The sequence below is a fragment of the Enterobacter wuhouensis genome (genome assembly GCF_035835995.1).
Lineage (GTDB): Bacteria > Pseudomonadota > Gammaproteobacteria > Enterobacterales > Enterobacteriaceae > Enterobacter > Enterobacter wuhouensis.
In genome coordinates, this window is the sequence record NZ_CP142124.1 from 500894 (window position 1) to 513500 (window position 12607).

11 protein-coding genes and 3 tRNA genes are annotated in these 12607 nt (G+C 55.8%); 11 read left to right on the forward strand and 3 right to left on the reverse strand.

Translation table 11 applies throughout. From position 1 onward, the window contains the following. Position 1 precedes the first annotated feature (1 nt). Positions 2–970 (reverse strand): archaetidylserine decarboxylase, encoded by a 969-nt coding sequence (gene asd / locus VPX56_RS02440; RefSeq protein ID WP_326469652.1) that lies wholly within the window; start codon positions 968–970, stop codon positions 2–4. 97 nt (positions 971–1067) lie between these two features. Further along, positions 1068–2120: a small ribosomal subunit biogenesis GTPase RsgA gene (gene rsgA, locus VPX56_RS02445; protein ID WP_010427739.1), complete on the reverse strand. Its 1053-nt coding sequence runs from the start codon at positions 2118–2120 to the stop codon at positions 1068–1070. Between the two features lie 107 nt (positions 2121–2227). Between rsgA and orn the strand changes: the two genes are divergently transcribed. From orn to VPX56_RS02465, 4 genes are all read left to right on the forward strand, one after another. Next, the gene (orn, locus tag VPX56_RS02450) at positions 2228–2773 is read left to right on the forward strand and encodes an oligoribonuclease (RefSeq protein ID WP_131634205.1); all 546 of its coding nucleotides are present in this window, start codon (positions 2228–2230) and stop codon (positions 2771–2773) included. A gap of 195 nt (positions 2774–2968) precedes the next feature. Next, a tRNA-Gly gene (locus tag VPX56_RS02455) sits at positions 2969–3044 on the forward strand. A gap of 36 nt (positions 3045–3080) precedes the next feature. Continuing rightward, a tRNA-Gly gene (locus VPX56_RS02460) sits at positions 3081–3156 on the forward strand. Positions 3157–3192: 36 nt separating this feature from the next. Next, positions 3193–3268 (forward strand) — tRNA-Gly (locus tag VPX56_RS02465). Between the two features lie 269 nt (positions 3269–3537). Here VPX56_RS02465 and queG read toward each other — a convergent pair. Continuing rightward, a complete protein-coding gene (gene queG, locus VPX56_RS02470) occupies positions 3538–4677 on the reverse strand; it encodes a tRNA epoxyqueuosine(34) reductase QueG (RefSeq protein ID WP_263611441.1) in 1140 nt (379 codons plus the stop codon). Between queG and nnr the strand changes: the two genes are divergently transcribed. The 7 genes from nnr (at position 4676) to hflX (ending at position 12564) form a co-directional block, all read left to right on the forward strand. Beyond that, a complete protein-coding gene (nnr, locus tag VPX56_RS02475) occupies positions 4676–6199 on the forward strand; it encodes a bifunctional ADP-dependent NAD(P)H-hydrate dehydratase/NAD(P)H-hydrate epimerase (protein WP_326469654.1) in 1524 nt (507 codons plus the stop codon). The two genes, queG and nnr, sit on opposite strands and share 2 nt — an antisense overlap. Continuing rightward, on the forward strand, positions 6192–6653 hold the full coding sequence (gene tsaE / locus VPX56_RS02480; protein WP_131634202.1) for a tRNA (adenosine(37)-N6)-threonylcarbamoyltransferase complex ATPase subunit type 1 TsaE: 462 nt from the start codon (positions 6192–6194) through the stop codon (positions 6651–6653). Before nnr ends, tsaE begins: the two co-directional genes overlap by 8 nt. A gap of 16 nt (positions 6654–6669) precedes the next feature. Beyond that, complete coding sequence (gene amiB, locus VPX56_RS02485) at positions 6670–8016, forward strand: N-acetylmuramoyl-L-alanine amidase AmiB (protein WP_131634201.1); 1347 nt, start codon at positions 6670–6672, stop codon at positions 8014–8016. Positions 8017–8025: 9 nt separating this feature from the next. Continuing rightward, positions 8026–9870, forward strand: coding sequence for a DNA mismatch repair endonuclease MutL (gene mutL / locus VPX56_RS02490; protein WP_326469657.1), 1845 nt, complete (start codon positions 8026–8028; stop codon positions 9868–9870). Further along, positions 9863–10813: a tRNA (adenosine(37)-N6)-dimethylallyltransferase MiaA gene (gene miaA, locus VPX56_RS02495; protein ID WP_131634199.1), complete on the forward strand. Its 951-nt coding sequence runs from the start codon at positions 9863–9865 to the stop codon at positions 10811–10813. Before mutL ends, miaA begins: the two co-directional genes overlap by 8 nt. A gap of 85 nt (positions 10814–10898) precedes the next feature. After that, positions 10899–11210, forward strand: a complete 312-nt coding sequence (hfq, locus tag VPX56_RS02500) for an RNA chaperone Hfq (protein WP_003855990.1) — start codon at positions 10899–10901, stop codon at positions 11208–11210. 73 nt (positions 11211–11283) lie between these two features. After that, complete coding sequence (gene hflX / locus VPX56_RS02505; RefSeq protein WP_131634198.1) at positions 11284–12564, forward strand: ribosome rescue GTPase HflX; 1281 nt, start codon at positions 11284–11286, stop codon at positions 12562–12564. The last annotated feature ends 43 nt before the right edge of the window (positions 12565–12607 follow it).

Sequence of the window (12607 nt, forward strand, 5' to 3'; positions counted from 1 at the left end):
GTTAGCCTTCGTCTTTTTTGTCGTCAACCAGCGGGCTGGCGTCGTGCTCGGCTTTGATCTTTTCTTCCGGCAACGGCGCAGGCTCTGCGTCCGGCGTCACGAAGGTTTCGGTAGACATCGCCAGCGGCTGGCCCAGTTTGGTGACCGACAGGCTTTCCAGCTGTTCAACCAGGTTAACTTTACCCGGTGCAAACAGGTTAATTACGGTAGAACCCAGCTTGAAGCGACCCATCTCCTGGCCTTTCAGCAGCGCAACGGAGCCTTCTGCCTCACCGGCTGGCCAGGTCCAGCGCTTGATCACGCCTTCACGCGGAGGGGTGATGGTGCCCGCCCAGACGGTTTCGATGCTGCCTACAATGGTAGCACCCACCAGAATCTGCGCCATTGGGCCAAATTCAGTATCAAACAGGCAGATGACGCGCTCGTTACGGGCAAACAGGTTCGGGACGTTCTGCGCGGTCAGGTGGTTTACCGAGAACAGGTCGCCCGGGACGTAAATCATCTCGCGCAGGATACCGTTACACGGCATGTGCACGCGGTGGTAGTCGCGCGGAGACAGGTAGGTGGTGGCAAACGTACCATTGCGGAACAGGTCTGCCATCAGGTAGTTGCCCGCCAGCAGCGTTTCCAGGCTGTAGTTGTGGCCTTTCGCCTGCAGAATTTTGTCGTCTTCGATTTTACCGAGCTGGCTGATAACGCCATCAGCAGGCATGACCAGCACGTTAGGATCGGTGTTGAGCGGGCGTACTTCGTCACGCAGCGGGCGGACGAAGAATTCGTTGAAGGTGCGATAGCTTGCAGTGTCCGGCTTCTGCGCTTCCTTCATGTCGACCTTGTAGTATTTCACGAACAGGTCGATGACCAGTTTGGTCAGCCAGCCCGCTCGTTTGCTCGCGCCCCAGCCCGCCAGGCGAGTGAGCCACAGTTTTGGCAGAATGTATTGAAGCGAAAGTTTAAATGAGTTTAACAAGGTAGCCTCCAGGCCATTGTTTTGTCGTTCCTGATCCGGCTTAAGACAGCCGGAACCTGAAAAAAGGGGACGATTTTAGCGATGCTTAGCTTAGTTGTCAGTTATCCGAATCAGAAAAGTTTTTACGCGTTTTTACGTCTTCCATGCTTTCCAGAATGCGGTGATAGTTTTCGAAGCGGGTCTCTGCAATTTCGCCGTTCTCAACCGCTTCGCGGATGGCGCAGCCCGGGTCGTTATCGTGTTTACAGTCGCGATATTTGCAAGCGCCTAAATAATCATGGAATTCGACAAATCCGTTGAAGATTTGTTCCGGCTCAAGATGCCACAGGCCAAATTCACGCACGCCCGGAGAGTCGATCACGTCGCCACCGTGCGGGAAATGATACAGACGTGAGGCGGTGGTGGTGTGCTGACCCAGTCCCGACACGTTGGAGACATCGTTGGTCAGGATCTCTTGCTGGAGGCCGAGAAGGTTGTTCAGCAGGCTCGATTTGCCCACGCCGGATTGCCCCGCAAAGATGCTGATGCGGTCGGTTAGCGCCTCTTCTAACGGCTTCAGGCCATCTTTGGTGTGGCTGGAGACCATCAGTACGCGATAACCAATCTTGCGGTAGATATCCATCTGCTCGTTAACGAAGGCCATGCCGTCGTCGTCCAGCAGATCGATCTTGTTCAATACGATGATCGGTTCAACCTGCAGCGTTTCGCAGGCAACCAGATAACGGTCGATAATATTGAGCGAAAGCTCAGGCAAAATCGCCGAAACGATAACGATTTGGTTAATGTTGGCGGCAATGGGTTTCACGCCGTCGTAAAAATCCGGGCGGGTGAGCACTGACGTACGTTCATGTACGGCTTCAACGATGCCTTTAACCGTGACCCCTTCAGCGGCCTCTTTACCCGGACGCCAGACCACGCGGTCGCCGGTCACCAGTGAACGGATAGTGCGACGGATATTGCAACGGTGAATATCTCCGTCGGCGGATTCGACATCGGCATGCATACCAAAACGGCTAATGACGACGCCTTCAGTCGCTTCACCAAACAGGTTGTCGTCATAATCCGGCTTCTCCGAAGTGGTTTTAAGACGGCGCTGGTGGTTGGCGTTTACGCGGCGCTGCTGCCCTTTGGAGAGTTTATTTTTACTCAATCGCGCTGGCTCCTGGTCGCCCATAGTGGGCAAAACCTCTATGATACACTCTAATTAATACTAGTTAACCTGCTATAGCCGGTTATGCGAGAAGGGTGGAAAATAACATGAGCGCGGACGAAAACAACCTGATTTGGATCGATCTTGAAATGACCGGGCTGGATCCCGAGCGCGATCGCATTATTGAGATCGCCACGCTGGTCACCGATGCGAATCTCAATATCCTGGCGGAAGGGCCGACCATTGCGGTAAATCAGTCTGATGACCAGCTTGCGCTGATGGACGACTGGAACGTGCGTACCCATACCGGCAGCGGGCTGGTGGACCGCGTGAAGGCCAGCACCCAGGGCGATCGCGAAGCAGAGCTGGCGACCCTCGAGTTCCTGAAGCAGTGGGTTCCTGCTGGCAAATCGCCTATCTGCGGCAATAGCATTGGTCAGGATCGCCGCTTCCTGTTTAAGTACATGCCGGAGCTGGAATCTTACTTCCACTACCGCTACCTTGATGTCAGCACCCTGAAAGAGCTGGCGCGACGCTGGAAGCCAGAAATCCTCGACGGCTTTAAAAAACAGGGGACCCACCAGGCGATGGACGATATCCGTGAGTCCGTGGCGGAGCTTTCCTACTACCGCGAAAACTTTATCAAGCTCTGATTTGAGACCCGGCACCTTGCGTGACCGGGTTTTTGTCGTTAAATTGTTCAGCTTGCCGATTAAATAAGCATTTGAACTGAATTTCCAAAAAAACGCTTTCAGGGGGGTTGCAGCTAAACGGATTTCTCGTATAATGCGCCTCCCGTAACGACAGAGAATTACACGTTACGACAGCAACAAAAGCAGTACAGATTTGCGGGAATAGCTCAGTTGGTAGAGCACGACCTTGCCAAGGTCGGGGTCGCGAGTTCGAGTCTCGTTTCCCGCTCCAAAATTTGATAATGTTTCTAAAGCATGAACCACCCAAGCGGGAATAGCTCAGTTGGTAGAGCACGACCTTGCCAAGGTCGGGGTCGCGAGTTCGAGTCTCGTTTCCCGCTCCAAAATTTGATAATGCTTCTAAAGCATGCACCACCCAAGCGGGAATAGCTCAGTTGGTAGAGCACGACCTTGCCAAGGTCGGGGTCGCGAGTTCGAGTCTCGTTTCCCGCTCCAAATCTTCTTCATCTCAAAAATATCCACAGCGAAATGCTTCGTTGGGGACGTTTTCTATTGCATTTGAAATACTCTTTTAAACAGACTTATCCACAGATTCTGCGTTTTACTGGGCTGGACCAAAAACTTCGCAGGGTGAATAATATTCTTGTATTTGATTGAATTTATTCAAGAAAATTTGATTTCAAAATGTTATTGAGATCACTTGACCTGTTTGCCAGGCCTTATGGCGCTTGAGTTCTTATTTTTATTCACAGGCTGTGAATAGATCAGGCGTCTCGCGTAAGCCCTTTTTCAATCACCCTCACCAGACGCTGTTTCTTCGGTAGCTGCACCTCGACCACGCAGGCATTTCGCTTCTCAATTTGCTGCGCAATCGCCCATTCTATGTGTTCATCGAGAAGTGGGTGCTCACCTCTACGACTTTCCAGCGCCAGTATATTGGCTTCGTCCCACGGGGCATTACCCAGCGCAACGGCGACATTACGCAGCCAGCGCAGATGGCCGATGCGGCGAATGGCCGACCCTTCCGTCACCTTCAGGAACCAGGCTTCGGTCCAGGCGAACAGCTCAATGAGCTGCGGCGCATGTAATGCTTTACGCGGGCTGAAATCCTCTTCATCCGTGAGCTGGGAGTAACGGTTCCACGGGCAGATTAGCTGGCAGTCGTCACAGCCGTAGATGCGGTTGCCGATAAGCGGTCGAAATTCTTCTGGAATCGCCCCTTCCAGTTCGATAGTGAGATAGGAAATACAGCGGCGCGCATCAACGGTATAGGGTTCGACGATGGCGCCCGTGGGGCAGATGGTCATGCAGGCCACGCAGCGGCCACAGCCTTCCTCAACCGGGCCGTCTACCGGCAGCGGTAGATCAATCAGCAGTTCGCCCAGGAAGAAGAACGAACCGGCGTCGCGGCTCAGGATAAGTGAGTGCTTACCTGTCCAGCCAAGCCCCGCTTTTTCAGCGATCGGGCGCTCAAGAATAGGCGCGGAGTCCACAAAGGGTCTAAAATTCAGCGAAACACAGTGCTGCTGAATGGTTTCCCCAAGCTTTTTTAAGCGGTTACGCAGGAGCTTATGGTAGTCACGCCCCAGGGCGTAGCGGCTGACGTAGCCCAGAGAGGGATTTTTTAGCGTGCGCGCAAAGGCCGCGTTGGCGGGCAGATAGTTCATGCGCACGCTAATGACGCGTAATGTGCCCGGCAAAAGCTCGTGGGGACGGGCGCGCATCATGCCGTGACGCGCCATCCACTCCATTTCGCCGTGATATTGTTTGTCCAGCCACGCCTGCAGTTTAGGCTCGCTGGCGGAAAGGTCGGTATCGGTAATACCCACCTTCTGGAAGCCAAGCTCAGCACCCCATTGTTTAATATTTTGCGCTAACTGATTGAGATCGAGGGGCTGTGACATGACGGACCATACTGTGAAGAAAAACCCCGCAAGTATACCACATTCCATCTGGCATGCGGATGACCTCCGGTGCGCCGAGAAAGAGGCCGCAGACAGCCTCGGCATTACCCTTTTTGAACTGATGCAGCGCGCGGGCGAAGCGGCGTTTAACGTGGCCCGTGCGGCCTATCCGGCTGCCTCACACTGGTTAATTTTGTGCGGGCACGGCAATAACGGCGGTGACGGCTATGTTGTCGCTCGTCTGGCCGTAGCGGCCGGGCTGCGTGTGACATTGCTGGCGCTGGAGAGCGATAGGCCGCTGCCGGAAGAAGCCGCGGCCGCGCGAGAAGCCTGGCTGAACGCGGGCGGGGTTATTCATGCGGCGGATATCGTCTGGCCGGATGATATCGATGTGATTGTGGACGGTCTGCTGGGTACGGGTTTGCGCAGTGCGCCGCGCGAGAACGTTGCCGCGTTGATTAAGCACGCCAACGCGCATATCGCACCGGTGGTGGCGCTGGATATCCCTTCTGGCCTGGTGGCGCAAACCGGCGCGATACCGGGGGTGGCGATCGAGGCTGAACATACCGTGACCTTTATCGCCCTGAAGCCCGGATTACTCACCGGCAAAGCGCGGGACGTGGTGGGAGTATTGCATCACAACGCGCTGGGGCTGGAGAGCTGGCTGGCAGGTCAGGAGACGCATGTTTCACGATGTGATGCTTCACAGCTATCAGGCTGGCTGCCTCCGCGACGCCCAACGTCCCATAAAGGCGATCACGGCAAGCTGGTGATTGTGGGAGGAGATCGCGGCACGGCGGGCGCTATCCGCATGACGGGAGAGGCGGCTCTGCGCAGCGGCGCGGGTCTGGTGCGCGTGCTGACGCGCAGCGAAAACATTCCCCCCATTATTACCGCGCGCCCGGAATTGATGGTACACGAGCTTACCCCGCAGACGCTTGAAGAGAGCCTTGAGTGGGCGGATGTAGTGGTGATTGGCCCCGGGCTGGGACAGCACTCCTGGGGCAAACAGGCGCTGCAAAAGGTTGAGAATTTCCGTAAACCGATGCTGTGGGACGCCGACGCGCTTAACCTTCTGGCAATAAACCCGGATACACGTCACAATCGCATTCTAACCCCGCACCCCGGCGAAGCCGCGCGCCTGCTTAACTGCAGCGTGGCAGAAATTGAAAGCGATCGCTTACTTTCTGCCCAGCGTCTGGTAAAACGTTATGGAGGTGTGGTTGTGTTGAAAGGGGCGGGAACCGTGGTTGCCAGCGAAAATGCACTCGGCATTATTGATGCCGGAAATGCAGGCATGGCGAGCGGCGGCATGGGCGATGTGCTTTCTGGCATTATCGGCGCATTGCTTGGACAGAAACTTCCCCTTTATGATGCAGCCTGCGCGGGCTGTGTGGCGCACGGTGCGGCCGCCGACAGGCTGGCTGCTCGCTATGGAACGCGCGGCATGCTGGCCACCGATCTTTTTGGCACGCTGAGGCGTGTTGTTAACCCGGATGTGATTGACGTAGAAAATGACTAACCGAGCGATTTCTTTACCTGATGAACAAGCCACTTTAGATCTCGGCAAGCGCGTCGCGCAGGCCTGCCAGGGGGCAACCGTCATTTATCTGTATGGTGATTTAGGCGCGGGTAAAACCACGTTCAGCCGGGGTTTCCTGCAGGCGTTAGGCCATAACGGGAACGTTAAAAGCCCGACCTATACGCTAGTAGAGCCGTACACCCTCGAAAATCTCATGGTGTACCACTTCGATTTATACCGTCTTGCGGACCCGGAGGAGCTGGAGTTTATGGGTATCCGCGATTATTTTGCCAACGACGCCATTTGCCTGGTGGAGTGGCCGCAGCAAGGTGCGGGTGTGCTGCCTGACCCGGATGTCGAAATTCACTTAGATTACCAGGCTCAAGGGCGTGAGGCGCGCATCAGTGCGGTTTCCTCATCAGGCAGTTCCTTACTGGCCCGACTGGCCGGTTAAGCGTAGGGATGACGGGATGATACATCGCGTTAAAGGTTGGTTGTTAGCTGCTACGGTGCTGCTGTGCGCGCAGGCCGGCGCGGCAAATCTTTCGGATATTCAGGTTTCGAATGGCGACAGCCAGGCCCGAATTACGTTCAGCTTTATGGGCGATCCTGAGTATGCTTTCTCACAAATCGACAGCCGCAGCGTGGCGCTGGATATCAAACAAACGGGCGTGATACAGGGGCTGCCGCTGCAGTTCAGCGGTAATAACCTGGTAAAAAGCATCCGGTCCGGTACGCCAAAAGATGCGCAGTCGCTGCGGCTGGTTGTTGATCTGACCGAAAAGGGGAAAACCCAGGCGGTGAAACAGCAAAACGGCGCGAATTATACCGTCGTCTTTACCATCAAAGCCGATGTACCGCCGCCTCCACCTCCGCCGCCTGCGCCTGTCGTCGCGAAGCGCGTGGAAGAACCGGTGTATACGCCGCGTCCTTCTGAACCTGCGCGTAATCCGTTTAAGTCGCAGAACGACCGCATCACTGCGGCAACCAGCAGCAACACGGTGACGCGTCCTGCGGCCAGCGCGCGCCGTACGGCGGTCAGCGGTGATAAAGTGATTATCGCCATTGATGCGGGGCACGGCGGGCAAGATCCGGGAGCCATCGGTCCTGGCGGCACGCGGGAGAAAAATGTCACCATCGCCATCGCGCGTAAGCTGCGTTCGCTGCTCAATGACGATCCTATGTTTAAAGGCGTGCTTACCCGCGACGGGGATTACTTTATCTCGGTAATGGGGCGCTCGGACGTGGCGCGTAAGCAGAACGCGAACTTCCTGGTCTCTATTCATGCGGATGCTGCGCCGAACCGTAACGCGACCGGCGCCTCGGTATGGGTGCTTTCCAACCGTCGCGCTAACAGCGAAATGGCAAACTGGCTGGAAGAGCATGAGAAGCAGTCTGAACTCCTGGGCGGCGCGGGCGATGTGCTGGCAAACAGCCAGTCCGATCCGTATCTCAGCCAGGCGGTCCTGGATTTACAGTTCGGTCATTCTCAGCGGGTCGGGTATGATGTCGCCACTAACGTATTGAGCCAGCTGCAAAGCATTGGCGTGCTGCATAAGCGCCGCCCGGAACATGCGAGCCTTGGCGTTCTGCGTTCGCCGGATATTCCGTCCATCCTCGTTGAGACGGGCTTTATCAGCAACACCGGTGAAGAGCGCCTGCTGGGAAGCGACAGCTACCAGCAGCAGATTGCCGAAGCGATTTATAACGGCCTGCGCAAATACTTCGATGCCCATCCGCTACAGTCCGCGCCGCAGGGCGGGGCGGGCCAGACGGCCAGTGCAGCGCTGCCGGGTGAGATGACCGCGACCAACTAAGGAGAATGCATGCCGATTCAGGTTCTACCGCCGCAGCTCGCGAACCAAATCGCCGCCGGTGAGGTGGTGGAACGCCCTGCATCGGTGGTGAAGGAGCTGGTGGAAAACAGCCTCGATGCGGGCGCAACCCGCATTGATATCGATATCGAACGCGGTGGCGCAAAGCTCATTCGCATTCGCGATAACGGCTGTGGCATCAAAAAGGACGAGCTGGCGCTGGCGCTGGCCCGTCACGCTACCAGTAAAATTACCTCTTTGGACGATCTTGAAGCGATTATCAGCCTCGGCTTTCGCGGCGAAGCGCTTGCCAGCATCAGCTCCGTTTCCCGCTTAACCTTGACCTCCCGTACCGCCGAACAGCAGGAAGCCTGGCAGGCCTACGCCGAAGGGCGCGATATGGACGTCACGGTAAAACCGGCGGCGCATCCTGTTGGCACCACGCTCGAAGTGCTGGATCTGTTCTATAACACCCCGGCCCGACGCAAGTTCATGCGGACCGAAAAGACCGAATTCGGACATATCGATGAGATCATTCGCCGCATTGCGCTGGCGCGATTCGATGTCACCATCAACCTCAGCCATAACGGCAAGGTGATGCGTCAGTACCGTGCGGTTGCAGAAGGTGGGCAGAAGGAGCGCCGGTTAGGTGCTATCTGCGGCACGCCGTTCCTGGAGCAGGCGCTGGCGATTGAGTGGCAGCATGGCGATCTGGCCATGCGCGGCTGGGTTGCTGACCCAAACGCCAACAGCGCAGCGTTTGCCGAGATCCAGTACTGCTACGTAAACGGCCGCATGATGCGCGACCGCCTGATTAATCACGCCATTCGCCAGGCCTGTGAAGACAAGCTCGGCGCCGATCGGCAGCCTGCGTTCGTACTTTATCTGGAGATCGACCCGCATCAGGTGGACGTAAACGTCCATCCTGCCAAGCATGAGGTGCGGTTCCACCAGTCGCGTCTGGTGCACGATTTTATCTACCAGGGCGTTGTTAGCGTCTTGCAGCAGCAGTCGGCACCTGCGTTGCCGCTGGATAGCGAGGAGCCCGCCGCGCGTGCGCTGCCGGAAAATCGCGTGGCGGCGGGACGCAATCATTTTGCTGAGCCTGCGGTCGCCCGTGAACCGGTCGCTCCGCGCTTTTCAACGGCGGGAAGTGCTCCTCGGCCAACCGGCGCTAACTATCCCAACGCCCAGCCGGGATATCAAAAGCAGCAGGGCGCGTTATACCGCAAGCTGCTCGATACGCCAGCCGTAGAGCGAAAAGAGCACATCGAGGTGTCATCCCCTTCGCTGGAAGGACACAGCCAGAGCTTTGGTCGAGTATTGACCATTATTGCACCGGATATGGCCTTGCTTGAACGTGAGGGTAAACTGATGCTGCTGGCGCTGCCGGTGGCGGAACGCTGGCTCAAGCAGGCGCAGCTCACGCCGGGGCAAAACGCGGCCTGCGCGCAGCCCCTGCTGATCCCGGTTCGCTTGAAAATATCCACTGAAGAATCAAGGGTATTGCAGCAGGCAGAGGCGCAGCTGGCGAAAATGGGTATCGAAATGGTACTGGAAGCGCAGCATGTGACAATTCGCGCAGTGCCTTTACCCTTACGCCAACAAAATTTACAAAACTTGATTCCTGAACTGATAGGCTACCTGGCGCAACAGACATCGTTTGATGCCGCCAATACCGCGCAGTGGATCGCCCGCCATCTGGCAAGCGAACACACGCCGTGGAGTATGGCGCAGGCGATTACCGTGCTGGCAGAGGTTGAACGCATTTGCCCGCATCTGGTGAAAACGCCGCCGGGTGGTTTATTACAACCTGTTGATTTACAAAAGGCGATGACCGCCCTGAAACATGATTGACGTAAGCAAGGCGAGCCTGCCTAAGGCAATATTTTTAATGGGCCCAACGGCCTCGGGCAAAACGGCGTTAGCCATTGAGTTACGTAAAGTTTTGCCTGTAGAGTTGATTAGCGTTGATTCTGCCCTCATCTATCGAGGGATGGACATCGGCACGGCGAAGCCAGACGCAGACGAACTGCGCGCGGCACCGCATCGTTTGCTGGATATTCTCGACCCGGCACAGGCCTATTCCGCAGCGGATTTCCGTCGCGATGCCTTAGCCGAAATGGCCGAGATAACGGCGGCGGGACGTATACCGCTGTTGGTTGGCGGAACCATGCTCTACTTTAAGGCGCTGTTGGAGGGATTATCACCTCTGCCATCAGCCGATCCGGAAGTGAGAGCAAAGATTGAGCAGCAGGCGGCAGAGCAGGGATGGGACGTTTTGCACAAGCAACTGGCGGAGATTGACCCGGTTGCCGCAGCACGGATTCATCCAAATGATCCGCAAAGGCTTTCCCGGGCACTGGAAGTTTTTTTCATTTCGGGTAAAACTTTAACGGAACTGACGCAAACGTCAGGAGACGCTCTGCCGTATCAGGTGCATCAGTTCGCCATCGCCCCGGCGAGCCGTGAACTGCTCCATCAACGAATTGAGCAGCGTTTTCATCAGATGTTAGCTTCAGATTTTGAAGCAGAAGTGCGGGCGCTATTTGCCCGTGGAGATTTGCATACGGACATGCCTTCCATTCGTTGTGTGGGATACCGCCAGATGTGGTCGTATCTTGAAGGTGAAATTTCATACGATGAAATGGTTTATCGAGGTGTTTGCGCCACGAGACAGTTAGCGAAGCGCCAGATCACCTGGTTGCGCGGTTGGGAGGGGGTTCACTGGTTAGACAGTGAAAAACCGCAACAGGCGTTAAACGAAGTGATTGAGGTTGTTGGTGATATCGCTCACTGAATGTGTACAATTGAGACGTATCGTGCGCAATTTTTCAGAATCGCAAGGTTCTAAGTACAAAACAAGCATATAAGGAAAAGATAGAATGGCTAAGGGGCAATCTTTACAAGATCCGTTCCTGAACGCATTGCGTCGGGAACGTGTTCCAGTTTCTATTTATTTGGTGAATGGTATTAAGCTGCAAGGTCAGATTGAGTCTTTCGATCAGTTCGTGATTCTGTTGAAAAACACGGTCAGTCAGATGGTCTATAAGCACGCTATTTCTACTGTTGTTCCGTCCCGTCCGGTATCTCATCACAGCAATAACGCTGGCGGCGGCACTGGTAGTAACTACCATCATGGCAGCAACGCGCAGGGTTCTTCAACGCCAGCGCAGGACAGCGAAGAAACCGAGTAAGGTTTCTGCTGTTATCCACACGGGGAGCCAGGGGTCCTGCGTTCCCCGCTGATCTTTTTAGAGAGGTTTACGCTTGTTTGACCGTTATGATGCCGGTGAGCAGGCGGTGCTGGTACACATCTATTTTTCGCAAGACAAAGATATGGAAGACCTCCAGGAGTTTGAATCTCTGGTCTCTTCCGCCGGTGTCGAAGCAATGCAGGTGATTACCGGTAGCCGTAAAGCGCCGCACCCAAAGTATTTTGTTGGTGAAGGTAAAGCAGTCGAAATTGCGGATGCCGTAAAAGCAACCGGCGCGTCAGTCGTGTTGTTCGATCATGCGCTGTCTCCAGCCCAGGAACGTAACCTGGAAGCCCTTTGCGAATGCCGTGTTATCGATCGCACGGGATTGATTTTAGATATTTTTGCTCAGCGTGCGCGTACCCATGAAGGGAAGCTGCAGGTTGAGCTGGCGCAGCTGCGCCATCTGGCGACGCGCCTTGTGCGTGGCTGGACCCACCTTGAAAGACAAAAAGGCGGGATTGGTTTGCGCGGTCCGGGTGAAACCCAGCTCGAAACCGACCGTCGTTTATTGCGTGGCCGTATTACCCAGATCCTCTCACGTCTGGAAAGAGTCGAGAAGCAGCGTGAGCAGGGACGTCGGGCGCGAACCAAAGCCGACATCCCGACGGTGTCGCTGGTGGGGTATACCAACGCCGGTAAATCCACCCTGTTTAACCAGATAACCGAGGCCCAGGTGTATGCCGCAGACCAGCTGTTTGCGACCCTGGACCCAACGCTGCGCCGCATTGACGTCGCCGACGTCGGTGAAACGGTGCTCGCGGATACCGTAGGGTTTATTCGCCACCTGCCGCATGACCTGGTGGCAGCGTTTAAGGCAACGCTGCAGGAGACGCGACAGGCGACCCTGCTGCTGCACGTGATTGATGCTGCAGACGTGCGCGTGCAGGAGAACATCGACGCGGTGAACGTGGTGCTCGAAGAGATCGACGCCCACGAAATCCCAACGCTGTTGGTAATGAACAAAATCGATATGCTGGACGATTTCGAACCGCGTATCGACAGAGATGAAGAGAACAAACCGATTCGGGTCTGGCTTTCTGCTCAGACCGGAATTGGCGTGCCACTGCTTTTCCAGGCTTTGACAGAACGTCTTTCCGGTGAGGTAGCTCAGCACACGCTGCGACTGCCGCCACAGGAAGGCAGGCTGCGCAGCCGGTTTTATCAGCTTCAGGCGATAGAAAAAGAGTGGATGGAGGATGACGGCAGCGTGGGGATGCAGGTGCGTATGCCGATCGTTGACTGGCGTCGCCTCTGTAAACAAGAACCTGCGCTGACGGACTATATCGTCTGATCAGAAAGGGGAAGCCTGAATAATTCGCCCTTGCATAACAAAT